This is a genomic window from Polaromonas sp. YR568 (assembly GCF_943369675.1).
GTDB lineage: Bacteria > Pseudomonadota > Gammaproteobacteria > Burkholderiales > Burkholderiaceae_C > Polaromonas.
In genome coordinates this window covers 1-24,219 of record NZ_CALROB020000014.1, presented here as the reverse complement: position 1 = coordinate 24,219, position 24,219 = coordinate 1, and the positions used below count along the sequence as shown (strand labels likewise).

The window sequence follows — 24,219 nt, the reverse complement described above, 5'->3', positions numbered from 1 at the left end:
GTGCGTGTTATCGAACCTCAGGCGCGGCGCGGCTCATGCCCAGACGCTCCAGCAGCTTGACGTCGGCCTCGGTGTCGGGGTTGCCGGTGGTCAGCAGCTTGTCGCCGTAGAAGATCGAGTTGGCGCCGGCCAGGAAACACAGGGCCTGTACACCGTCGCCCATCTGCTGGCGGCCGGCCGACAGGCGCACGCGCGCGGTCGGCATGGTGATGCGCGCCACGGCAATCGTACGCACGAACTCAAACGGGTCCAGGTCGGCCTGGTTGGCCAGCGGCGTGCCTTCGACCTTCACCAGATTGTTGATGGGCACGGACTCAGGGTAGGGCGTGAGGTTGGCGAGCTCGGCCACCAGGCCGGCGCGCTGCCGGCGCGTTTCGCCCATGCCGACGATGCCGCCGCAGCAGACCTTGACGCCCACGCTGCGCACGCGCGCCAGCGTGTCCAGGCGGTCCTGGTAGTCGCGTGTGGTGATGATGTCGCCGTAAAAATCGGGCGCGCTGTCGAGGTTGTGGTTGTAGTAGTCCAGGCCCGCGCTTTGCAGGGTTTGCGCGTGGCCATCTTCCAGCATACCCAGCGTGGCGCAGGTTTCCAGTCCCAGGGCTTTGACGGTGCGCACCAGCTCGGCGACTTTTTCAATGTCGCGGTCTTTCGGCGAGCGCCAAGCCGCGCCCATGCAAAAACGCGTGGCGCCCGCGGCTTGCGCGCGCTGGGCGGCGGCCAGCACCTCGGCCGGCTCCATCAGCTTGCTGGCTTCCACGCCGGTGTCGTAGCGCGCGGCCTGCGGGCAGTAGCCGCAGTCTTCGGCGCAGCCGCCGGTTTTCACCGACAGCAGCGTGGCGAACTCGATACGCGTCGGGTCGAAGTTTTCGCGGTGCACGGTTTGCGCCCGGTGCATCAACTCGGGAAAGGGCAGGTTGAACAGCGCCTCGATGGCGTCCACGCTCCAGCGCTGGTCGCCGGCGGGGGCCGGTGCCGCTTTGGCCTTGGGGCGGTGCAAGGTGACGGTTTGTTCTGCAACGTGGGACATGTGTTCTTCCTTCCGGGGGATGGGTTTTGGAGTCTAGCTGAAGAGATTTTGGCGATGGCTTAAAGGTCTTGCTTCGCCAGCGAGGTCAATGCCTCAACGAGCTGGTCAACGTCGGCCTCGCTGTGCGCGGCCGACAGCGCGATGCGCAGCCGGGCCGTGCCTTCGGGCACTGTGGGCGGGCGTATGGCGGGCACCCAGATGCCGCGCGCGCGCAGGCCTTCCATCACGGCCAGGGCTTGGTCGTTGGGGCCTATCAACAGCGGCTGGATGGCGGTTTGCGAGGCCGAGAGTTGCCAGCCGCTGTCCTGCAGGCCGGCCGTGAGGCCATCACGCAGGCGCGCGATGAGGCATTGCACATGCGCGCGCCGCCACTCGTCCTGTTCAATAAGCTTCAGGCTGGCGCGCAGGGCGCTGGCCAGCAACGCGGGCGCGGCGGTGGCAAAAACATAGCTGCGGGTTTTTTGCAGCAGCCACTCGACCAGGGCCTCGTCGCCCGCCACAAAAGCACCGGCCACACCGGCAGCCTTCCCCAGGGTGGCCATGTAGAGCACGCGGCGCGAGGACCGCGCGCCATACAGCCCGGCGGCGGCCAGGCTGCCGCGGCCTTGCGGGCCCAGCACGCCGAAGCCGTGGGCGTCGTCCAGCAGCAGCAGGGCGTCGTGGCGTTCGCACAGCGCCAGCAGCGTGGCAATGTCGGCGCTGTCGCCGTCCATGCTGAAGACGGCGTCGCTGATCACCAGCTTGCGCGGCGCTTCGCTGCGCGCGAGTTCGTTTTCCAGCGCGCCCAGGTCGGCGTGCGCATAACGGTGAATCTTTGCGCGCGACAGCCGCGCGCCGTCGATCAGGCAGGCGTGGTTGAGCGCGTCCGAAAAAATCGCGTCGCCGGCCCCTACCAGCGCCGGCACGATGCCGATGTTGGTGGCATAGCCCGCATAAAAATACAGCGCGCGCGGCAGGCCCACAAAGGCCGCGAGTTCGCGCTCCAGCGCTTCGTTGGCCGCGCTGTGGCCGCTGACCAGCGGCGAGGCGCCGGCGCCCACGCCATAAGCCTGCGCGCCCTCGCAGGCCGCCTGCACCAGCGCCGGGTGCGTGGCCAGGCCCAGGTAGTCGTTGCTGCAAAAGGCCAGCATGCTCTGGCCGTCCACCGTCAGGCGCGCGCCGTTTTCGGGCAGCACCACACGGCGCTTGCGGCGCAGGTGCGCGCCGTCCAGTTCGGCCAGGCGCGCCGGAAATTCATCGAGCCAGGAAGCGGAGGTCATTGCCATGCAAGGGGGAGGTCAAACGTGACCGCGCGCGGGTCGGGCTCGGCCTGCCAGGCGATGGTGGCCAGCAGCGGCGTATCGAGTTTTTTGCGCAGGAAGGCGATGTTGTCTTCCTGCGCCAGCATGGCGGCATCGACGTGGTTGGCCACCCAGCCTGCCAGCGTGAGGCCGCGCGCGCGTATGGCGCCGGCGGTCAGCAGTGCGTGGTTCAGGCAGCCCAGCCGCAGGCCCACCACCAGCACCACGGGCAGGCCCAGCGCTTCGGCCAGGTCGGCGCCGGTTTCGCTGTCCGACAGCGGCACCTGGAAGCCGCCCGCTCCTTCCACCACCACTGCGTCGGCCAGCAGCGCGAGCCGGCGCTGGCAGGCCACCAGGTGGGCGATGCGAATGGGCCGGCCGGCGCGCGCCGCGGCGATGTGCGGCGACACCGGGTCGGGCAAGAGCACCGGGTTGTCGAGTTCGGGCGGCACGCGGCAGGTGGAGGCGGCACGCAATGCGACCACGTCTTCATTGACGTCCTCGCCGTTGACCTGTTCCGTTCCCGCCGCCACCGGCTTCATGCCGACCACGCGCACATGGTGGCGGGCCAGCGCGTGCAGCAGTCCAGCGCTGACCAGGGTCTTGCCCACGCCGGTGTCGGTGCCGGTCACAAACAGCGAGAGCGGCCCGCGCGCGGCTTTAGCCATGGGCACCGCCTTCTTCGGCCAGCGTGGCTTCCAGCGCCGCCAGCGCGCCGCGCGCCAGGTGCCCGGCGGATTCCGCATCCATCACATAAGGCGGCATGGCGTAAATCGTCTGGCCTATGGGGCGCAGCAGCACGCCGTTGGCCATGGCGTGTTGCGCGTAGCGGCGGGCGAAGTGCGGCGTGGTGCCGGGCTCCACATCCCAGGCCCAGATCATGCCCAGCCTGCGCGCATTTCGCACCGCCCGGTGTTGCGTCAGCGGCGCAAAGGCCGCGTCCAGCACCAGGGCCATGTCGGCGTTGCGCGCCAGCGCATCGGTTTGCTCAAACAGTTCCAGCGTCGCCAGCGCCGCGCGGCAGGCCAGCGGGTTACCGGTGTAGGAATGCGAATGCAAAAATCCGCGCGCGACCTCGTCGTCGTAAAAGGCTTCGTAGACCGCGTCGGTGGTCAGCACTGCCGACAGCGGCAGCGTGCCGCCTGTCAAGCCTTTGGAGAGGCAAATGAAATCCGGCCGTATGCCGGCCTGCTGGTGCGCAAACATGGTGCCGGTGCGGCCGAAGCCGGTGGCGATTTCGTCGGCAATCAAATGCACTTCGTAGCGGTCGCACAGCGCGCGTGCTTCGCGCAGGTAGGCCGCATCGTGCATGGCCATGCCTGCGGCGCATTGCACCAGGGGCTCGACGATGAGCGCGGCGGTTTGCGCATGGTGTTGTTCCAGCCAGACCTGCAGGCCGGCCGCCGCGCGGCGTGCAACGTCCGCCGCGTTTTCACCGGCCTGGGCGCCGCGCGCATCGGGGCTGGGCACGGTGGCGGCCAGCCGTACCAGCGGTGCATAGGCTTCGCGGAAGATCGCGATGTCGGTCACCGCCAGCGCGCCAACGGTCTCGCCGTGGTAGCCGCCGGCCAGGCCGATGAAGCGGTTTTTTTGCGGCCGGCCGCAATTGCGCCAGTAATGCGCACTCATCTTGAGCGCGATCTCGGTGGCGCTGGCGCCGTCGCTGCCGTAGAAGGCATGGCCCAGGCCGGTCAGCGCGCCCAGCCGTTCCGAGAGTTCCACGACGGGTTGGTGCGTGAAGCCGGCCAGCATCACGTGGTCCAGCGTGTCCAGTTGATCGCGCAACGCCGCCTTGATGTGCGGGTGGCCGTGGCCGAACAGGTTGACCCACCAGGAACTGACGCCGTCCAGGTAACGACGGCCTTCAAAATCGTAAAGCCATACGCCTTCGGCGCGCGCGATGGGCACGGGCGGCTGGGCCTCGTGCAGCTTCATCTGCGTGCACGGGTGCCACACGTGGCGCAGGCTGCGCCGGGTCATCGCTGCGTTGTCCATGGGTCTTTTACTGCCGCGTGGCCGAAAAGCTCAGGGCTGCTGCACCGGGATGGTGGAGCGTTCTTCCTTGATGCGGTTGTCCGGGTTGACGAAGACCAGCTTGGGGCTGAAGCCTTTGACGTGTTCTTCATGCACCTGCGCAAATGCGGCGATGATGACCAGGTCGCCCACGGCGGCGCGGCGCGCGGCTGAACCGTTGACCGAGATGATGCGGCTGCCGCGTTCGGCGCGTATCGCGTAGGTGATGAAACGTTCGCCGTTGTTGATGTTCCAGATGTGCACCTGCTCGTTTTCGGCCAGGTTGGCGGCGTCCAGCAGGTCTTCGTCGATGGCGCAGGAGCCTTCGTAATTGAGTTCGCAGTGCGTCACCGCGGCACGGTGGATTTTTGATTTGAGCAGGGTTCTGAACATGGTGGGCGTGTGTGGAATCAGGCAACAGGAAAGGCGCCATTGCGGGCGGGTGAATCGCGGTGCAGATGGCGGCGCCGGGGCGATGCGCCAGTCGCTGTAACATTTGCGACAGTTTTCGGCTCTATTTAATAGTTTAGTGCACGGTATGGCGTGCTTCCAATCTTAGATTGCTCATGAAAAAGTCATTTGATTTCACCCCCCAGGCGGTCGCCGCTTTGGCCCAGGCAGACGCGGCGCGGGCACTCGCGGAAGACGTCGATACCGGCGACTTGACGGCCGGCCTGATCGACCCGACCCGCCAGGCGCGGGCGCAGGTGGTGGCGCGGGAAAACGCCGTCGTGTGCGGCGCTGCCTGGGTCGAGGCCACGATGCGGCAACTCGACCCACAGGCGCAACTCATCTGGCACGTGAAGGACGGCGAGCGCTGTGAAGCCGGCCAGGTGGTGTTCGAAGTGCGCGGTCTGGCCCGCGCCCTGCTGTCGGCTGAACGCACGGCGCTGAATTTTCTGCAATTGCTCAGCGCCGTCGCGACCAAGACGGCCATCTACGCCGACATCGTCAAAGGCACGCCCGCGCAGATCGTGGACACCCGCAAGACCTTGCCCGGCCTGCGGCTGGCGCAAAAATACGCGGTGGTGACGGGCGGCGGCGTCAATCACCGTGTCGGTTTGTACGACGCGGTGTTGATCAAGGAAAACCACATCGCGGCGGCCGGCGGCATCGCCCAGGTGCTGGCGCGCGCGGCCGAGGTCGCGGCGCAGGCCGACTTTGTGCAGATCGAGGTCGAAAACCTCGATGAGCTGGCCCAGGCGCTGGACGCCGGCGCGCGCATGATCCTGCTGGACAACATGAGCCTGCCCGATTTGAAAGAGTCTGTGCGCATCAACGCCGGCCGTGCCGTGCTGGAAATTTCGGGCGGCGTCACGCTGGACGGCCTGCGCGCCCTGGCCGAAACCGGCGTGCACCGCATCTCCGTCGGCACGCTGACCAAGGATGTGCGGGCGATTGATTTTTCGATGCGCTTTGACGCGCAGGCGGTGTGAATATGAAAACGCTGGCGCCCATCCGCATCGACTACGAGCAACCCGAAGCGGCCGGCGCCTGCAGCACGCACCAGGCCTGGGCCCGCGTGCCGGCCGAGCCCACGCAGGCCGAACGCGCGGCGCTCAAAAGCCGCGTTCGCGAACTGCTCACGGCGCGCAAGGCCGTCATGGTGTCGCACTACTACGTGCATCCGGATTTGCAGGACCTCGCCGAAGAAACCGGCGGCCTGGTGGCGGACTCGCTGGAAATGGCGCGTTTCGGCCGCGACCATGCGGCCGGCACGGTGGTGGTGTGCGGCGTGCGTTTCATGGGCGAGACGGCCAAGATCCTCTCGCCCGAAAAACGCGTGCTGATGCCCGACCTGGACGCGACCTGCTCGCTGGACCTGGGCTGCCCGGTCGATGAATTCAGCGCGTTTTGCGACGCCCATCCGGACCGCACCGTGGTGGTCTACGCCAACACCAGCGCCGCCGTGAAGGCGCGCGCCGACTGGGTGGTCACCTCCGCCTGCGCACTCGACATCGTGCGCGCGCTCAAGGACCAGGGGCAAAAAATCCTCTGGGCGCCCGACCGCCACCTGGGCGGCTACATCCAGCGCGAGACCGGCGCCGACATGGTGTTCTGGAATGGCGCCTGCATCGTGCACGACGAGTTCAAGGCCTTTGAACTGCAGGCCCTGAAAGCGGAGCATCCCGGCGCGCGCGTGCTGGTGCACCCCGAATCGCCCGCCGACGTGGTGGCCCTGGCCGATGCCGTCGGTTCCACTTCGGCCATCCTCAAGGCCGCGCGCGAGATGGATGCCAGGGAATTCATCGTCGCCACCGACGGCGGCATGCTGCACAAGCTGCGCACGTTGAACCCCGGCAAGACGTTTATCGAAGCACCCACCGCCGGCAACAGCGCCACCTGCAAAAGCTGCGCGCACTGCCCCTGGATGGCCATGAACGGGCTGGCCGGGCTGGCGCAGGTGCTGGAAACCGGGATCAACGAAATCAAGGTCGATGCGGCGCTGGGCCAACGCGCCCGCTTGCCGATTGACCGCATGCTTGCCTTTACCGAAGCCCTGAAAGCAGGGCGGCCGATCGCGGGGCTGGTTCCGCATATGGGTGCGGCCTGATTCAAGTGACAGGCCCTGCCTCGGCACTCATCGACTTCGCCGACCCTTACCAGCCTGACGGGCCGCGTTTGCGCCAGGCCTTCGGTGCGCCGCGCGAAGTTCTGGTGGCTCACCGGCCCGAGGAGGTACGCGCGGTGCTCGATGCCGCGCAGGCCGCGGCGCAGCGCGGCGCCTGGTGTGTCGGTTATCTGCGCTACGAGGCCGCTCCCGCTTTTGATGCCGCGCTGGCCGTGCACCCGGCCGAGGGGCCGCTGGCCTGGTTTGCGGTGCATGACACGGCATGGCCCTGGCCGCAGCCAGTGGAGGACGCCGCGCCGCTGGTGCAATGGCAGGACGTGCTGCCACGCGCGGCTTTTGACGCCGCCCTCGCCGAATTGCAGCGCGCGATCGCCGATGGCGAGTACTACCAGGTCAACTTCACGGCGCAGATGCGCGGTGTGCTCAGCGGCGATGCGGGCGGCGCCAAGGCGCTGGCCTTGTTCCACGCTTTGCAGCGCGCCCAGCCCGGCGGTTATGCGGCTTTTCTGGACACGGGCGAGGAGCAATTGCTGTCGGTCTCGCCCGAGCTGTTCTTCGACTGGCGCGAAGAAAAAATTCTCACGCGGCCCATGAAAGGCACGGCGCCGCGCGGTATGAATCCCGAAGACGATGCCGCGCAAGCCGAGGCCCTGCGCAATTCACCCAAGGAGCGCGCCGAAAACGTCATGATCGTGGACCTGCTGCGCAACGACCTGTCGCGCATCGCCGAACCTTTCAGCGTGCGCGTGCCGCGCCTGTTCCACACCGAGGCTTTGCCCGCGGTGTGGCAGATGACCTCCGACGTGGAGGCGCGCACGCGGGCCGGTTGCAGCCTGGCCGATGTCTTTGCCGCCCTGTTCCCTTGTGGCTCCATCACCGGCGCGCCCAAGGTGTGTGCCATGCGGGCCATCCACGCGCTGGAGCCGGAGCCGCGCGGTGTGTATTGCGGCGCGATCGGTGTGCTGCGCCCCGGCGGCGCGGCCACCTTTAACGTGCCGATCCGCACGGTGGCCTTGCGCGGCAAGCAGGCGCGCTGCGGCATCGGCAGCGGCATCACCTCAGGCGCGACGGCCGACGGTGAATGGCGTGAATGGGGACTCAAGCAGGCGTTTGTGCGGCGCGCGAGCGCACCCTTTGACTTGCTCGAAACGTTGGGGCTTTTTGACGGGACGCTACGCGATGCAGCGGCCCACCTTGCGCGCCTGGGCGAAGCCGCCCGGCATTTCGGCTATCCCTGGGATGCCCGCCAGGCTGAGGCTGCGCTGCAGCCGCTGGCGCAGCAGCATGCCGGGGGCGCATGGCGTGTGCGCCTGCTGCTGACGGCGCAAGGGCAGTTGCAGGCCGAGGCTTACGCACTGCCAACCTCGCCACCGCGCGTGCGCCTGCAACTGGCGGATCACGCGCTCGACGAAGCCTACGGCGAATTCGTGCGCTTCAAGACAACACGGCGCGCGCACTACGACGCCTTCACACCCACCAAGCCGGAGATATTCGACACACTGCTGTGGAACGCCGAAGGCGAACTCACCGAATGCACGCGCGGCAACATTGCCTTCTTGGTGGAAGGCCGCTGGGTGACGCCGCCGTTGCGCTGCGGCCTGCTGGCCGGCGTGGGGCGTGCCCGCGCGCTGCAGGAGGGCCGCGTGGAGGAAGCCGTGGTGCGGCTGGAGGATTTGTCGCGCGTACAGGCGGTGGCCTTTGTCAACAGCCTGCGCGGCTGGATACCGGCCGAACTGGCCGCCTGATCAGCCTGCGCTTGAAGCTGCAGGCGGCACCAGGATGGTAGGCACCGCCGCCGCAGCCGTATCAGGATAGTCCCGGCTGAAATGCAGGCCGCGGCTTTCATGCCGGCCATGGGCCGAGCGCACGATCAGCTCGGCCACCTGCACCAGGTTGCGCAGCTCCAGCAGGTCGCGCGTGACGCGGAAGTTCGCATAGAACTCCTGGATCTCGGCATCGAGCAGCGCAATGCGGTGCGCCGCACGCTCCAGCCGTTTGGTGGTGCGCACAATGCCCACGTAATTCCACATGAAGCGGCGCAGCTCGTCCCAGTTGTGGGAAATCACCACGGCCTCGTCGGCATCGGTGACCTGGCTCTCGTCCCAGGCGGGCAAGGCTGGCTTTTCAGCGGCGCCTTCAGCTTCAATGGCAGTCGCGGCGGCGCGCGCCAGCACCACACATTCCACCAGCGAGTTGCTGGCCAGGCGGTTCGCGCCATGCAGGCCGGTGCAGGCGGTTTCGCCGATCGCATAAAGGCCTTGCACGTCGCTGCGGCCGTCCAGGTCGGTCAGCACGCCGCCGCAGGTGTAGTGCGCGGCAGGCACCACGGGGATGGGCTGACGCGTGATGTCTATGCCCAGTTCGGCGCAGCGTTGCAGGATGTTGGGAAAGTGTTCCCGCAGAAAAGCCGGGCTCTGGTGCGAGATGTCCAGGTAGACGCAGTCCAGGCCGTGCTTTTTCATTTCGAAGTCGATGGCGCGCGCCACCACGTCGCGCGGCGCGAGTTCGGCGCGCGCGTCGTGCGCCGACATGAAGCGCCCGCCGCCGGCCGAAGGCGGCAGCAGCAGCTTGCCGCCTTCGCCGCGCACGGCCTCGGTGATCAGGAAGGACTTGGCCTCGGGATGGTAAAGGCAGGTCGGGTGGAACTGGATGAATTCCATATTGCCCACGCGGCAGCCCGCGCGCCAGGCGGCGGCAATGCCGTCGCCGGTGGCGGTGTCGGGGTTGGTCGAATAGAGGTACACCTTGCCGGCGCCGCCGGTTGCCAGCACCGTGTGGGGCGCGCTGAAGGTCAGCACCTGGCCGCTCGCGGTGTCGAGCACATAGGCGCCGTGGCAGCGCTTGCCGGGCCGCTTGAGCTGCCGGTCGGTGATGAGGTCGACCAGCATGTGGTGTTCGAACAGGGTGATGCCGGGCGCGCCGCGCACCCGCTCTATCAGCGTGCGCTGCACGGCCGCGCCGGTGGCGTCGGCCGCGTGCACGATGCGGCGCTGGCTGTGCCCGCCTTCGCGGGTCAGGTGCAGTTCGCCCGGGTGCTCGGCGTCTTCCGAAAACGCCACGCCCAGTTCGCGCAGCCAGGCGATGGCCTGGGGCGCGCCTTCGACCACGGCCTGCGTGGCCGGCAGGTCGCACAGGCCCGCTCCGGCGATCAATGTGTCCTCGACGTGCTGCGCCAGCGTGTCGCCCTCGGCCAGCACGGCGGCCATGCCGCCCTGCGCCCAGGCGCTGGAGCCATCGTTGAGTTCACGTTTGGTGACGACCGCGACGCGCCGGTTCGGCGCCAGCAACAGCGCTGCCGTGAGGCCCGCCAGGCCGCTGCCGATGATGAGCACGTCGAATGCGTGTTGCGTGTTGGAAGCAGGTGTCATGCGAAGACGGTAGCCTTTTGCCCTGTAGGCGAAGGTGCATCAGCCCGCCGCGCCAGGGCAGCGCCGGCAGAGGCCGGCACGGGAATCTGCAGCTTGCACGCCGGATTATCTATCGGCGCGCAGTGGCAAGGCCTTGGGTCCCGGCAGGGCGGGCCCGGCCCAAGCGCTAGCCTGCGCCTTGCGCGGGGGCCGCTTCGTCCACGTCATAGGACTTGAAGACTTCGCGTGCCGGACGGGTTTCCGGCAGGATGTAAACAATGCCGCTGGTTCCGGTAAAGGCCGGGCTGACCACCTTGTCGTAGAACTTCACGGGCACATTGATGCACCCGTAGGAAATGCGCTTGTCGGAGGCCGAGGCGCTCGCCAGACGTTGCGCCCGCCGTTCAGCCGCCGTGCCGGTCACGACACGGTGAAGGGAGATGGCCGTGTCGTAGTCGATCCACAGCATCTCCGCACCGTGAAGGTCCTGGCCCAGCGATGCCACGAAGCGCCCGGCGGGGGTGGTGCGCTCCTGGGGGCGTATGGTGGACAGTTTGCGCTCGCCGATGCCGGGCGTGGAGTCGTCGCCGCGCGCAAGGCCCAGCAGGGCAGGCGCGGCGCCGCTCAGATTTCCTTGTGCGTCAAAGACAAAAACCTTGGCATTCACCTTGTCAACTATGAGGAAAGGCATGCCCTGGTTGTCGCCGGAGGCGATGGCCCAATGGGCCACGTGCAAGGCGTCCCTGGAAGCTTTTTCGCTGCCGAAGTTCGCATGGCGGGGATGGCTCTGCTGGGCGGCAGGATTGCCGTTTGCCGGGGGCCCCGCGGCCGCCGGATCGGTGTCCTGCGTTGCGGCCGCCGCCGGCAAGGCAAACCCGGCTACGAGCAAGGCAAGGCCCAGGCCCTTGGTGAGCATCGCCCTGTAGGGGCAGTGCGGGTTCTTCGCGGAGGATTGAAAAGTCAAGGCAGTCCCTGTTCCGTTCAGTTACGCGGCTGCCTGGGCAAATAGCGCGGGGCAACATAAATTCTCTGCGGCATTTCGGCTGGCGCTGCAACTGCGACCTGCTCGCCCGGCACATAGAGTTCGCCCTCAGACGCTGCGTAAACTGCCGGCAGGAAATCCTGGGAATAGAACGCGAAACTCGCGAGCGGTGCCAGGCCGAAAGATGAAAAGTTCCTGCCGTTCGCGGGATTTGCCGCGTTCGCAGCCGTCAGGGCGACCAACGCCGACAGCGCGTTCGGGGTGATGTCCCCGGTGGTTTTCCCGGCGATAGGCCCGCAGCATGTGGAAGCCAGGGCATATAGGCCGGCGTTGGGGCCGACGAGACGGTAGCCGGTAAAGGTCACGGTCTTGCCCGTGCCCGGGTCTACGGTGTCGAAAGTGGCTGTGCTGCCCGGGTCTGCGACCAGCGTGACGCCGGCGGGATTGCCTTTCAGGCCCGTGAGGACGGCGGTATTGCTGCCGTCATAGGACTTGCTCACCTCGGGGAACACCAGCATGCGCTGCGTCAGCGTAGCGCCTCCGGTCAAGGTGAATTTGCTGGAATAGTCCGTGGGCGCCGTGTAGGACACGGGGTTGTAAAAAATACTGGCGGGCGCGTTCGGGCCGGTCACGGTCACCGTCGGGGCCAGGGGACTGAAAACCACCGTGCCACCCAGGGCGCCCGGCCCGGTCCCGTCCGTATCGGCGCGTATCGTCAAGCCCAGCGGCAAACCCAGGCTGCGCGTGGGGTCCAGGTTGCCCCGGGTCAGCGTGACGGAGCTGTTGATGTTGACGTCGTTGGCCGCGCACATGGAGAGATTGCCGTCGGTGACCGTGAGGGCCGCGTTCTGGTTCAGGTTGCGCCCGGCGCTGAGCAGCAGGCTGCCCCGGGTTGCGCTGACGGTTGCGTTCACGTTGATGTCGCGGCCGCAGCACACCCCGAAATTCCCGTCCACCGCCGTCACGGAGGCATTGATGTTGACGTCGCGCGCGGCGTTCAGCGTCAGGGTGGTGGGCGCTCCGCTGGCCGTCCAGCTCACCGCGTCGTTGACGAAGATGTCGCCGTTGCCGGGGCCGGGCGCCGTGACGATGGTGATGTTGTTGGTCACCAGCTGGGCGGAAAGCGTGGCGCCGGAGATGTTGCCGCCGGGGCCGATGATGAAGTCCTGCGGGTCGATGAGCCAGTTGCCCGTCAGGCCCGCCGGCGCAGCGGTGGTGATGCGCGCGCCGTCCAGAACGTTGACGTGCGCGGCCGAGGTCTCGATGAAACCGCCGTTGCCGCCGTTGGGCGCGCTGGCGTCGAGTGTGCCGCTCACGTTCATGGTGCCGGTTTGCATGTCGCCCAGCAGCATGATCCTGCCGTTGCGGCTGGCGATGGTTTGCGCCTGGATCACACCGGTGTTGTTCACCACGGTTTGCAGCAGGTTGCCCGCGCCCTGGGCCGTCAGCAGCACGCTGCCACCCGCGGCGCTGATCATGCCGCCGTTTTCAACCAGCGCGTTCACGCTGCCCTGGGCCACGGAGACGTTCAGCAGGCCGTCGCCCGCCACGTCCAGCGTCATGGCGCTGCCCGCGGCCAGGACCACGGTGCCCAGCCTCGCGGAGATGACACCCTGGTTGCTGACGTTGCGGCCCAGCAGGGCCACATAACCGCCGTCGGCGGCGTTGATCGTCCCCTGGTTGAGGATGGCGCCGTTACCCGGGTTGCTGAAGGTGTATTGCCCGGCCATGAAGTTCGCGTCGCTGATGCTCAAGGTCGACGCCACCAGGCTGCCCACGTTGACCGATGCGCCGCCGCCGAACAGGATGCCGTTGGGATTGAGCAGGAACACCTTGCCGTTCGACGACAGGCTTCCCATGATGCTGGACGGGTCCGCGCCCAGCACGCGGTTCAACGCCACCGAACTGGCGCCGGGCTGGATGAACTGCACGCTCTGCCCGGCCGCGATACCGAAGCTTTGCCAGTTGATCACGGCGTTCTGGCTGGACTGCGTGATGGTCGTGCTGGCCGCGCCGCCGGCGATGCTGGCGTTGCCGGCCGCCACCACGCCGCCCTGGGGCAGGGCATGGACGCAGGCCCCAAAGGCCAGCAGCAGGGAAACCGACAGGGTCTTCAGCGCAAATTGCGCCTTGCTGCCGAAGGCGGGTGCCGTTTCGTTTTTCGGGGAGAGGTCAATGCGGTTCATGGGTGGGTCCTTGTGGATTGCAATGCGTGTGCGGCAGGCGTGCCGGCCACCGCATCAGAAATATTTCACCGCCTGAATCCAGAACCGGCCTGATTTGTCAGGGGCGGAGGTGGCTGTCTCGTTTCCGAGGGGGCGGGCGTAGTAGGCCCTGACCAGGAAGTTGTCGGCCTCGCTCCAGGTGAGGCCCACGCCGGCGGCGCTCAGGGTTCTGTGGTTGTTGCCCGCGGCCCAGGGGTTTTTGTTGACGGTCACGCTGCCGTAGTCGACAAAGCCGATCAGGTGCACCTGGCCCGGCAGGTTCTGCGGAAATTTCGGCAGCAGCAGCCGGGCTTCCAGCGTCGCCAGGTAGCCCTGGTCGGCGGGCGCTTCGCCTTGCGGATAGGCGCGCACGCCGTTCATGCCGCCGAGTTCCATTTTTTCCGAGGAGTCGAGGTTCTTCGAGGCCAGTTGTCCGCTGAGCGCTCCGTAGAGCGACACGGAGTCGGTCACGCGTTGCAGCCGCATCACGGTGAAGCCCAGCTTGCCGTAGGAGCCGTTGCTGCGCGCGCTGGCGGCGTCCACGGCGAGTGCCGCGGGCGTCTGGATGTTCAGCTTGCCCGCCGACCAGGACAGCGAGTAGGCGCTCATGCCGCCGCCGCCCAGGTTGTCGCGGTGGTTGCCGTACAGGCTGGTAGTCAATACGTCGGCCTTTTTGTCCGTGACGGAAGGGATGGCATCCACCCTGTCCTGGAATGTCTTGGCGTCGTAGCCCACGCGAACGTAGAGATTGGTGTCGCGTGAACGGATCAGCGGGTAGCTGCCGAAGATGCTGGCGATCTCCGCCGTGCCGTTGGCCCGCAGGGGGGCAAATTCCTCGCCCAGCGCGTAATGCAGCTTGCTGTAGGCCACGCCGGCACGGCCTTTGCCGACCTGCAACTGGTAGGACGCGATGACGTAGTTCAGGCCCGAGCCGGAAGTCACCGCGCGCAGGCTGGCGACGTCGCCCAGCCCCAGCGGGTTGTTGAGGTTCACCGTGGCCCCGAGGCGGTATTCACCGGTGTAGCGGTTGCCGGCATTGTCGGCGTCGACGCTTCCGCTGACGCGCGCTCCCGGCGTAACGTCCACCAGCAGGTCCGAGGTGCCGGCCGTGGCGCCCGGAACCAGCGTGGACTGGACCTTCACGCCCGGGAGGTCCGACAGCAGCAGCAAGCGGCTTTCCAGCGGCGCGACGGTGATGGCGTCCCCGCTGTTCAGGCCTGAAAGAAGGTTGGCGGGAATGGTGCCTGAGAGGTTTGTCTCGTTGCGCACGGTGATCTGGCCGTACTCGCCCTCGCGCACGGCGATGGTGATGGTTTTATCCGTGACGTCCTGTGCGGGAAGGTAGGCCTGGGCCACGAAGTAGCCGTTTCTTGCATAGTGCGCCGTGATCCTGGCGGCCATGCCGCGCAATTCCGCCAGGGTCAGTTCGCTGCCCGGGATGAAACCGGTCAGGGCCAGCAGCTCAGCTTCGGTGTACGCCCGGGCGCCGGTGATGCGCAGGCTGTTGATCGGGATTTTGGCGTCCTCGGTCACGCGGACCGGAGGCGGCTTGCTGCGCTCCACGCTGATGCCGGGCGCCGCGGGTTGCGGGGCCGGGACCGTGGGGAGTTGCTGCAGCTGGCTGCCCGCATTGGGCAAGGGCTGGGCAAGGAGATGCTGGCTCACGGCCAGCAGCGCCAGCGGGAGTAATTTGAGATTCACGGGAGCCCTTTCGGCTTGAATGACATTGCTCCCGGCCGCATGGATGCAGCTACGGGTAGCGGGGGTGCAAGAGACCCCCTTCATGCGCGCGGGGCCCCGAAATCAAAGGTGAAATCGGGTGCGTGCGCTTCATATCCGACAGGCCTTGAGTCCTGCTATGAGCATCGGCGTAAAAAGGGTAAAGAGATGTAGGACGCCGCGCTGACGCAGACGTTCAGGAGTCGCGTGTTGCGCGAGACGCGTCAGCGTCGCGCAAGGCGCATGTAACAGAAGATTCGCGGTATGGCGGTCGCCGCTCAGGCGACGCGGTGCGTTCAGGCGGGGGTGTAAGCCAGCCGCACGTAGATGGGTGCGAAGGCCTCGGCCTGCGTGACTTCCAGCAGGCCTTCCTTGGAGAGCTCCAGCAGCGCGATGAAGGTCACCACCAGCACCGGCATGCCGCGCGCGGCCTCGAACAGGTCTTCGAACTCCAGGAACTTGCGGCCCTGCAGCTTGCGCAGCACGATGCTCATGTGCTCGCGCACCGAGAGTTCTTCGCGGCTGATGACGTGGTGCTGGATCAGGCGGGCGCGCTTGACGATGTCGCGCCAGGCGTCCTGCAGGTCCACCACGTTGACGTCGGGAAAGCGCGGCTGCAGCGATTGTTCGACGTAGACCTGGGCGCGCAGGAAGTCGCGGCCGAACTGCGGCACTTCGTTGAGCTTGTGGGCGGCCAGCTTGATCTGCTCGTACTCGAGCAGGCGGCGCACCAGTTCGGCGCGCGGGTCTTCGGGCTCCTGGCCTTCGGCCACCTTTTTGGGCGGCAGCAGCATGCGCGACTTGATCTCGATCAGCATGGCCGCCATCAGCAGGTATTCGGCCGCCAGTTCGAGGTTGGTGGCGCGGATCTCGTCGACGTAGGTCAGGTACTGGCGGGTGACCGCCGCCATCGGGATGTCGAGGATGTTGAAGTTCTGCTTGCGGATCAGGTAAAGCAGCAAGTCCAGCGGGCCCTCAAACGCCTCCAGGAAGACCTGCAGCGCATCCGGCGGGATGTACAGGTCGTGCGGCATCGCGAACAGCGGCTCGCCGTACAGGCGCGCCAGCGCGACCTGGTCTATCACCGCGGGCATGGCCGCGCCCGCCGCGTCAGGCTGCGCCTGGCCGGCGGCCGGAGGCAGTTCCTGGGGAGCGGACGGGAAATGAGGCTGGGAGGGCTGGGACATGAAAACAGCGGCTGCTGGCGTCAGGGGCTGTTTGGCGTTTATTTGCCGTTGGGGTGGCTGCTGGTGCCGTAGACGTAGGGCTGCTGGGGCACGCGGGCTTCGCCGTATTCGGCCTGTTCGGCGCGGCTCAGGTTCTTGTCCCACAACAGGGCGCGCCCGGCGCGCTGCTCGGCCTCCAGCGTGGGCTTTTTGGCCTTGAGCTGGTCGATGAACTGCGTCGTGTCGGAGGTGTAGTCGGAGCGGCGGAAGAAGTTGAGGAGGGACATGGGTCTAAACTGCCTGAAACGTATAGTGGGCTGATTTTACCGGGGTCCGCCATGCCGTCCTTGTTTTCGCCATTTGCGCGCTTTGCGCCGGCCCAAAAGGGCTTTTCATTCCCTGTTGCTAAAAGGTTGCTTGCCTGTATGGGTCTGCTGTCATTTGTCCTGGGCCTGGTGGGCTGCGACCCGCAGCGCATCGCCGAACTGGAAGAAGGCGTGGCCACCGAAGCCGACGTGCGCGCGCGCTTCGGCGAGCCCGAGAAAATCTGGGACGCCGCCGACATGGCCGACACGCCCCTGCCGGGCGTCACCGCGGCGCCCGGCGCCCGCACCTTTGAATACAACCGCCAGCCGCAGGGGAACGCCAACTACATGATCACGATAGGGGCCGACGGCAGGATGAGCGCGCTCAGGCAGGTGCTGACGCCGCAGAATTTTGAAAAAGTGCTGCCCGGCATGCGCATGGAGCAAGTGCGAAAGATGCTCGGCAAGCCGATGAAGGTCACGCCTTATGCGCTCAAGCAGGAAACGCATTACGACTGGCGTTACCTGAACCCGCCCGGCACGGCGCGCATTTTCACGGTGGTGTTTGATACCGACTTGAAGGTCAAGGGCACGGCCTCGGTGGATGAAGAGAACATCAATCCCACCGGCGGTACGCGCTAGACCGTCTCGATTTTTGCCAGGAAACCCGTCCGCTCCATCACGGCGCGCGGCTGGGCGTTGAGCCCGGCCATCACCAGCCGGCCGCCGCGCAGCACGATGGCCTTGTGCAACTGTTCCAGCACGTCCAGCCCGGAGGTGTCCAGCGACTGCAGCGACTGCACGTCCAGCCGGACGACCAGGCCCTTGGGCGCGCTTTCCACCACGTTCAGGATGGGGTCGAGCTTGGCCACCGCGCCGAAGAACAGCGCGCCGTAGAGCTGGAAGCTTGCCGAGTCCGCGTCGCGTGAGACCTCCACCACCCGGAACAGGCTGCTCATGCGCCGCACGAACAGCACGCAGGCCAGGATCAGTCCGACCTGCAGCGCCACCGTCAGGTCAAACACCACCGTCAGCAAAAACGTGCCCAGCATGATGAGCCGGTAGTGGCTGCTGGCCTGGCGCAGGCGGGCGAACTCGCGCCACTCGCCCATGTTCCAGGCCACGTAGAGCAATATGCCCGAGAGCACGGCCAGCGGCACGTGCACCGCCAGCGGCGCCGCCACCAGCACGATGATGACCAGCGTGAGCGCATGCACCAGGCCCGAGACCGGTGAGGTGGCGCCGGATCGCACATTGGTCACGGTGCGGGCGATGGTGCCTGTGGCCGGCATGCCGCCGAAAAAGGGAACGACGAAGTTGGCCACGCCCTGGGCCATCAGTTCCTGGTTGGGGTCGTGGCGCGGCAGGCCCGAGACCTGGTCGGCCACGCGCGCGCACAGCAGCGACTCCACAGCGCCCAGCAGCGCGATGGTGATGGTGGGCGCCACCAGCAGGCGCACGGTTTCCCATGAAAAATCGGGCAGCGCGAACGAGGGCAGGCCGCGCGGGATGCCGCCGAAGCGCGTGCCTATGGTGTCGACCGGCAGGGTCAGGACATAGGCGAAGGCCGTCAGCGTCACCAGCGCCACGATGGGGCCGGGCATGCGCGAAGCCGTGCGCGTGGCGCGCTTGAGCTGCACGCCCTCGACCGCCTGCACCAGCCTGATCAGCCGCGTGGTGAAGCCGTTGGCGCCGCGTGCCTGCAGGTTGAACAGCCGTGGCCAGACAAACAGGCCCAGCAGGCAGGCCAGCCCCAGGCCCAGCGCGTAGGGGTTGAAGCTGTCCAGGTGGCCGCCCAGGACCTTGATCTGCGAGAAAAAATCGGCCGGCATCCTGGGCACGACCAGGCCCAGCAAGTCCTTGACCTGCGACAGCACGATCAGCACCGCGATGCCGTTGGTAAAACCCACCACGATGCTCACCGGCACGTAGCGCACCAGCGTACCCAGCTTGAAGAACCCCAGCAGGAACAGCAGCACGCCGGCGCAAGCCGTGGCGATCAGCAGGTTGGCCAGGCCGTAGCGTTCCAGGATGCCGTAGACGATCACGATGAAGGCGCCGGCCGGCCCGCCGATTTGCACCGCCGAGCCGCCCAGCGCCGAGATCAGCGCGCCGGCGATGATGGCGGTCCAGATGCCGGCTTCGGGCTTGAGGCCCGAGGCGATGGCAAAGGCCATGGCCAGCGGCAAGGCCACAATACCCACCGTGAGGCCCGCGCCGGCGTCCTTTAAAAACCGTTCCCGCGTGTAGCCGGCCAGCGCCGCAAACAGGCGGGGACGAAAGGGCGCGAGGTAGGCGGGCAGGTGCATGGGTTTTGATTGTGGCGTGCCCCGCCTGGTTTTGAGGCGTCTTTTGCGGGACTTTTTCCATTTGCGGATCGCGAAAGATTGGATAGAGTAAAGAGAGGGGTTAGGTAAAAATGCTTACTTTTTAAATTTTGACCCGTTCGATACTCCCCCTGGTGCCCCTTGCGCGTTGTTGGCTGGTGTCGGTTCAGCATGCTTTTCGTGGAGAAGTGTTTGCCTGCTTTTTTAAGTTCTGCCAAGTTTTTGGCGCCGCACCGGTTGAAGCTGTCGCGTTGTTCATCACGCCTTGCCGCCTGGCTGGCTGCACTGCTGCTGGCCCATACCGGCGTGTGGGCGCAGGAAGTCCCGGGCCTGCAGACGGCAGAAGCCTCTGCCGTCGCGGCGCCGGAGGATTTCCGGCCCGGGCGCGGCGTGGTGGGCCAGGGCGAGGTGCTGGTCGACCGCTCGGGCGGCTGGAGCTTTGAGGAAGTCCGCAGCCGCTTCGCGGCGGGCGAGGGCCGCCCGTCCACGCCCGGCGAGATCATGCCCACCGGAGGCGGCAGCGCGCTCTGGTACCGCCTGGCTTTGCCGGCCGTCAAGGCGCCCACGCCGCTCATGCTCAGCGTGCCGCATGCCGCCATGGACAGCGTGGACCTCTACACGCCGCTCGCCCAGGCCGACGGCGGCAGCCAGTGGCGACTGGAACGCTCAGGCGACCTGATTCCCGTGGCCGAGTGGCCGCTGCGCAACCTCACGCCGGCCTTCGAGCTGCTGCTGTTGCCCGGCGAAACCCCGCCCAGCTACCTGCGGGTGCTCAACAACTACCCCATCAGCGTGCACTGGATGCTGTCCGAGCCGGACAGCTTTCACGACAAGGACAAGCACTGGCACCTGCTGCTGGGCGTCTACGTCGGTTTCATCCTGCTGGTCGCGCTGCTCAGCGGCATCCACGCCTTGTCCTGGCGCGACTCCATCCACCTCTTTTTCGCGGCCTACGTGCTGGTGGTGGCCATGGGGCAACTGGCGCTTACGGGCCTGGGCGGGGAGTTGTTCTGGCCCGACAGCGCCTGGTGGAACGACCGCGCGCCCGTGGCACTCACGCTGGCGACGGCGGCCATGCTGCACCTCTTTTTGCGCCAGTTCGTGGTGGACCGCGACGTGCCCTGGCTGTCGCGCTCCCTGTTGGTCCTGTCGCTGATGGGCGCGGGCATCGCGCTGACTTTTGTCGTGGAGGGCCGGGGGCGGGTTTTCGCCATGGCCACGCCCTATTACCTGGGGAGCATGGCCACCTACCTCGCGGTGGCGGGCTGGTATGCCTGGCGCCGGCCGCGCGTCGGCATCTGGGTGCTGGCGGCCATGGTCTGCCTCACGGTGGGCTCCATCTTCCCGCTGCTGCGCACCCAGGGCCTGATGGCCTTGAGCGCCGCGACGCAGTATGGCGCGCAGATCGGCGCGGCGCTGGAAATCCCGCTGCTGTTGCTGGCGCTGTATTTGCGCAGCCGTGAAAAGCGCGACAACCAGGCGCGCGTGGGCGCGCTGACGCGCACGGACCCGTTGACCGGCGTCGGCAACCACCGGGTGCTGCTGCAGCGGCTGGACAGCCTGCTGGTGCGCCAGCAACGCGACCCCGGCGCGGGCGCGGTGTTGCGCGTGCGGCTCAGCAACGCGATCGACATACGCCAGGAGTACGGCATGGAGACGGCGCAAAGCGCGGTGGTCCAGGCCGGCGCCTGCCTCACGGCGATTGCGCAAGAGGGCGACAGCGTGGCGCGGCACCGCGACGGGGATTTTGTGCTGATCCTGCAGGGCCACCTCACGCGCGACCAGCTCACCGACATCGGCCAGCGCCTGATCGCGCGCGGCCTGTCTGAAAGCCCGGCGCTGCCGCCCAGCACCGTGTTGCAGCTCAAGATCGCGGTGGCTGAAGCGCCTTTCCAGGCGAACGAGGCCACGCTGCTGCTGCAGTCGCTGGGCGCCGTGCTCGGCGAACTGGCGGGCCGGTCCGGCACCGCGCTGCGCTTTGTGAATGCGGCCGAGACGCGGGGCGCGCCGCTTGCCGCGCAGGAACGCTCCGCTCAGCCCTAGTGCTTAGTGGATGCGCATGCCGGGCGTTGCGCCGGGCAGCGGTTCCAGCACGTAAATGCCCGGCTGGGTTTTTTCATCGGCATGGCTGGCGGCCAGCACCATGCCTTCGCTGATGCCGAATTTCATCTTGCGCGGCGCCAGGTTGGCCACCAGCACCGTGAGCTTGCCGATGAGGTCTTCGGGCTTGTAGGCCGAGGCGATGCCGCTGAACACATTGCGCATGCGGCCTTCGCCGGCATCCAGCGTCAGGCGCAGCAGCTTGGTCGAGCCTTCCACGGATTCGCAGTTGACGATCTTCGCGATGCGCAGGTCAACCTTGGCGAAGTCGTCGATAGTGATAGTGGGGGCGAGTGCCTCGCCCCCCGGTTCACTCCCTCTCCCGTCCGCGGGAGAGGGTTGGGGTGAGGGTGCACCCGCCGGCGGCTCAAACAGCGCGTCGAGTTGCTTGACGTCCACACGCTGCATCAGGTGCTTGTAGTCGCCGATCACATGGCCCTTGCCCAGCATGGCGCCCGCGTCTGAAAAGTTCAGCGATTCCACTTTCAGGAAGGCTTCGACCTGCGCCGCCAGCGCGGGCAGCACGGGTTTGAGGTAAATCGTGAGCAGGCGGAAGGCTTCGATGCAGACCGTGCAGACGTCCTGCAGGCGCGCGTCCATGCCCTCCTGCTTGGCCAGTTCCCAGGGCTTGTTCTGGTCCACATAGGCGTTGACGCGGTCCGTCAGCAGCATGGTTTCGCGCAGCGCCTTGGCGAACTCGCGGCTTTCGTAGAGCGGCGCGATCACGTCCTTCGCGGCGCGCAGCGCCTCCAGCAGCGCGGCGCCGTCGGCCGACACTTCGCCGAGCTGGCCGGCAAAGCGTTTGCTGATGAAGCCCGCGGCGCGGCTGGCGATGTTGATGTACTTGCCCACCAGGTCGCTGTTGACGCGCGCCATGAAGTCGTCGGCGTTGAAGTCGATGTCCTCGTTGCGCGCATTGAGCTTGGCGGCCAGGTAGTAGCGCAGCCATTCGGGGTTCATGCCCAGGCTCAGGTACTTGAGCGGGTCCAGGCCGGTGCCGCGGCTCTTGCTCATCTTCTCGCCGTTGTTCACGGTCAGGAAGCCGTGCACGAACACGTTGTCGGGCGTCTTGCGGCCGCTGAAGTGCAGCATCGCCGGCCAGAACAGCGTGTGGAAGGTGACGATGTCTTTCCCGATGAAGTGGTACTGCTCCAGGCCCGGCGTGGCCATGTAGGCGTCGTAGTTCTCGCCGCGTTTTTCGAGCAGGTTTTTCAGCGAGGCCAGGTAGCCGACCGGCGCGTCCAGCCAGACATAAAAATACTTGCCCGGCGCATCGGGGATTTCAATGCCGAAGTAGGGCGCGTCGCGGCTGATGTCCCAGTCGCCCAGGCCTTCGCTCTTGGTGCCGTCGGCGTTCTCGCGCACCGAGAACCATTCCTTGACCTTGTTGGCCACCTCGGGCTGCAGCTTGCCGTCCTGCGTCCATTTTTCGAGGAACTCCACGCAGCGCGGGTCGGACAGCGTGAAGAAAAAATGCTCCGAGCTCTTGAGCACCGGCTTGGCGCCCGACAGCGCCGAGTAGGGGTTGATCAGGTCGGTGGGCGCGTACACCGCGCCGCAGACCTCGCAGTTGTCGCCGTACTGGTCCTTGGCGTGGCAGTTGGGGCACTCGCCTTTGATGAAGCGGTCGGGCAGGAACATGTTCTTCTCGGCGTCGAAGAACTGTTCGATGGTCTTGGTCGCGATCAGGCCGGCCTTTTTGAGGTCCAGGTAGATCTGCTGCGCCAGCTGGTGGTTTTCCGGGCCGTCGGTGGAGTGCCAGTTGTCGAAGCTGATGTGAAAGCCGTCCAGGTAGGGCTTGCGGCCCGCGGCGATGTCGGCCACGAACTGCTGCGGCGTCTTGCCGGCCTTTTCGGCGGCGATCATGATGGGCGCGCCATGGGCGTCGTCGGCGCCCACGAAGTTCACCGCATGGCCCTGCATGCGCTGGAAGCGCACCCAGATGTCGGCCTGGATGTATTCCATGATGTGGCCGATATGGAAATTGCCGTTGGCATAGGGCAGGGCGGTGGTGACGAACAGGCGGCGCTGGGACATAGGAATCTTTATAGGCTTAATGAGGGCTAACCCGTAATTTTAAGGCTCACCGGCCCCATGGCGCCCCGCCAAGCCCCCAAGACCCCATGGGCGCCGCCACGGCGTTAGACTTCAGACCGACCCACCCCCGACAGATTCAACGGAGAGTTCCCCCATGCCACTGGACCCACAGGCCATCCTGAATGCCGCGCAGACCGTACTGGACCCCAACACCGGCAAGGATTTCGTCAGCACCAAGGCATTGAAGAACCTGCAGGTCAGCGGCGGCGACGTCGCCTTTGACGTCGAGCTCGGCTACCCGGCCAAAAGCCAGTTCGCCGGCTTGCGCAAAAGCCTGGTCGCCGCCGTCAAGGCCGTGCCGGGCGTGGACAACGTCTCGGTCAACCTCGCGGTCAAGATCGCCAGCCACAGCGTGCAGCGCGGCGTGCAGCTGCTGCCCGGCGTCAAGAACATCATCGCGGTCGCGTCCGGCAAGGGCGGCGTCGGCAAAAGCACCACCGCCGCCAACCTGGCGCTGGCCCTGGCCGCTGAGGGCGCCAGCGTGGGCCTGCTCGACGCCGACATCTACGGCCCCAGCCAGCCCATGATGATGGGCATCGAAGGCCGGCCCGAAAGCCTGGACGGCAAGAACATGGAGCCGCTGCAGAACCACGGCATCCAGGTGATGTCCATCGGTTTCCTGGTCGCTCAGGACGAGGCCATGATCTGGCGCGGCCCCATGGCCACCCAGGCGCTGGAGCAGCTGCTGCGCCAGACCAACTGGAAAGACCTGGACTACCTGATCGTCGACATGCCGCCCGGCACCGGCGACATCCAGCTCACGCTGTCGCAGCGCGTGCCCATGACGGGCGCCGTCATCGTCACCACGCCGCAGGACATCGCGCTGCTGGACGCCAAGAAGGGCATCAAGATGTTCGAGAAGGTCGGCGTGCCCATCCTGGGCATCGTTGAAAACATGGCGGTGCACATCTGCAGCAACTGCGGCCATGCCGAGCACATCTTCGGCGAAGGCGGCGGCAAGAAGATGGCCGAAGACTACAAGATGGACTACCTGGGCGCGCTGCCGCTGGACATCCGCATCCGCCTGCAGGCCGACAGCGGCACGCCCACCGTGGTGGCCGACCCGGACGGCGAGGTCGC

The 24,219-nt window shown here is 66.7% G+C and carries 19 protein-coding genes; 6 read left to right on the top strand and 13 right to left on the bottom strand.

What is annotated here, in order from left to right:
* Nucleotides 1–7 precede the first annotated feature (7 nt).
* From bioB to panD, 5 genes are read right to left on the bottom strand one after another with little or no spacing between them, the layout of a single operon-like run.
* The gene (gene bioB / locus ACLV8F_RS09495) at nt 8–1,027 is read right to left on the bottom strand and encodes a biotin synthase BioB (RefSeq protein ID WP_411883985.1); all 1,020 of its coding nucleotides are present in this window, start codon (nt 1,025–1,027) and stop codon (nt 8–10) included.
* 59 nt (nt 1,028–1,086) lie between these two features.
* Nucleotides 1,087–2,292, bottom strand: a complete 1,206-nt coding sequence (gene bioF / locus ACLV8F_RS09490; RefSeq protein WP_411883984.1) for an 8-amino-7-oxononanoate synthase — start codon at nt 2,290–2,292, stop codon at nt 1,087–1,089.
* Nucleotides 2,283–2,975, bottom strand: coding sequence for a dethiobiotin synthase (bioD, locus tag ACLV8F_RS09485; RefSeq protein WP_411883983.1), 693 nt, complete (start codon nt 2,973–2,975; stop codon nt 2,283–2,285). Before bioD ends, bioF begins: the two co-directional genes overlap by 10 nt.
* Nucleotides 2,968–4,302, bottom strand: coding sequence for an adenosylmethionine--8-amino-7-oxononanoate transaminase (locus tag ACLV8F_RS09480; protein WP_411883982.1), 1,335 nt, complete (start codon nt 4,300–4,302; stop codon nt 2,968–2,970). Before ACLV8F_RS09480 ends, bioD begins: the two co-directional genes overlap by 8 nt.
* A 30-nt stretch (nt 4,303–4,332) precedes the next feature.
* Nucleotides 4,333–4,713 carry an aspartate 1-decarboxylase gene (gene panD, locus ACLV8F_RS09475; RefSeq protein ID WP_411883981.1) on the bottom strand — a complete coding sequence of 127 codons (381 nt, stop codon included), beginning with the start codon at nt 4,711–4,713 and terminating at the stop codon, nt 4,333–4,335.
* Nucleotides 4,714–4,886: 173 nt separating this feature from the next.
* Here panD and nadC point away from each other — a divergent pair, with 173 nt between their 5' ends.
* From nadC to pabB, 3 genes are read left to right on the top strand one after another with little or no spacing between them, the layout of a single operon-like run.
* Nucleotides 4,887–5,756: a carboxylating nicotinate-nucleotide diphosphorylase gene (gene nadC, locus ACLV8F_RS09470; protein ID WP_411883980.1), complete on the top strand. Its 870-nt coding sequence runs from the start codon at nt 4,887–4,889 to the stop codon at nt 5,754–5,756.
* A 2-nt stretch (nt 5,757–5,758) separates the two neighbouring features.
* Complete coding sequence (gene nadA, locus ACLV8F_RS09465) at nt 5,759–6,874, top strand: quinolinate synthase NadA (protein ID WP_411883979.1); 1,116 nt, start codon at nt 5,759–5,761, stop codon at nt 6,872–6,874.
* 5 nt (nt 6,875–6,879) lie between these two features.
* Nucleotides 6,880–8,637 carry an aminodeoxychorismate synthase component I gene (pabB, locus tag ACLV8F_RS09460; RefSeq protein ID WP_411883978.1) on the top strand — a complete coding sequence of 586 codons (1,758 nt, stop codon included), beginning with the start codon at nt 6,880–6,882 and terminating at the stop codon, nt 8,635–8,637.
* On the opposite strand, the gene nadB is transcribed toward pabB, so the two are convergent.
* From nadB to ACLV8F_RS09430, 6 genes are all read right to left on the bottom strand, one after another.
* Nucleotides 8,638–10,260: an L-aspartate oxidase gene (gene nadB, locus ACLV8F_RS09455; RefSeq protein ID WP_411883977.1), complete on the bottom strand. Its 1,623-nt coding sequence runs from the start codon at nt 10,258–10,260 to the stop codon at nt 8,638–8,640.
* Nucleotides 10,261–10,426: 166 nt separating this feature from the next.
* Complete coding sequence (locus ACLV8F_RS09450; protein ID WP_411883976.1) at nt 10,427–11,203, bottom strand: hypothetical protein; 777 nt, start codon at nt 11,201–11,203, stop codon at nt 10,427–10,429.
* Between the two features lie 17 nt (nt 11,204–11,220).
* Nucleotides 11,221–13,407 (bottom strand): filamentous hemagglutinin N-terminal domain-containing protein, encoded by a 2,187-nt coding sequence (locus ACLV8F_RS09445; protein ID WP_411883975.1) that lies wholly within the window; start codon nt 13,405–13,407, stop codon nt 11,221–11,223.
* A gap of 54 nt (nt 13,408–13,461) precedes the next feature.
* Nucleotides 13,462–15,126: a ShlB/FhaC/HecB family hemolysin secretion/activation protein gene (locus tag ACLV8F_RS09440; RefSeq protein ID WP_411883974.1), complete on the bottom strand. Its 1,665-nt coding sequence runs from the start codon at nt 15,124–15,126 to the stop codon at nt 13,462–13,464.
* Between the two features lie 314 nt (nt 15,127–15,440).
* Entirely contained in the window at nt 15,441–16,331 is an 891-nt protein-coding gene (locus ACLV8F_RS09435) for a segregation and condensation protein A (protein ID WP_411883973.1), read from the bottom strand.
* A gap of 38 nt (nt 16,332–16,369) precedes the next feature.
* Complete coding sequence (locus tag ACLV8F_RS09430; protein WP_411883972.1) at nt 16,370–16,597, bottom strand: DUF3460 family protein; 228 nt, start codon at nt 16,595–16,597, stop codon at nt 16,370–16,372.
* 138 nt (nt 16,598–16,735) lie between these two features.
* On the opposite strand from ACLV8F_RS09430, the gene bamE reads away from it, so the two are divergent.
* Nucleotides 16,736–17,257 carry an outer membrane protein assembly factor BamE gene (gene bamE / locus ACLV8F_RS09425; protein ID WP_411883971.1) on the top strand — a complete coding sequence of 174 codons (522 nt, stop codon included), beginning with the start codon at nt 16,736–16,738 and terminating at the stop codon, nt 17,255–17,257.
* Here the strand turns inward: bamE and ACLV8F_RS09420 are convergent.
* Nucleotides 17,254–18,924, bottom strand: a complete 1,671-nt coding sequence (locus tag ACLV8F_RS09420; RefSeq protein WP_411883970.1) for a SulP family inorganic anion transporter — start codon at nt 18,922–18,924, stop codon at nt 17,254–17,256. The genes bamE and ACLV8F_RS09420 overlap by 4 nt on opposite strands.
* A 210-nt stretch (nt 18,925–19,134) precedes the next feature.
* On the opposite strand from ACLV8F_RS09420, the gene ACLV8F_RS09415 reads away from it, so the two are divergent.
* Nucleotides 19,135–20,985 carry a 7TM diverse intracellular signaling domain-containing protein gene (locus tag ACLV8F_RS09415; RefSeq protein ID WP_411883969.1) on the top strand — a complete coding sequence of 617 codons (1,851 nt, stop codon included), beginning with the start codon at nt 19,135–19,137 and terminating at the stop codon, nt 20,983–20,985.
* A gap of 3 nt (nt 20,986–20,988) precedes the next feature.
* On the opposite strand, the gene metG is transcribed toward ACLV8F_RS09415, so the two are convergent.
* Nucleotides 20,989–23,079, bottom strand: coding sequence for a methionine--tRNA ligase (gene metG / locus ACLV8F_RS09410; RefSeq protein WP_411883968.1), 2,091 nt, complete (start codon nt 23,077–23,079; stop codon nt 20,989–20,991).
* Between the two features lie 154 nt (nt 23,080–23,233).
* Between metG and apbC the strand changes: the two genes are divergently transcribed.
* On the top strand, nt 23,234–24,219 hold a 986-nt coding region (gene apbC / locus ACLV8F_RS09405), incomplete at its 3' end, for an iron-sulfur cluster carrier protein ApbC (RefSeq protein WP_411883967.1).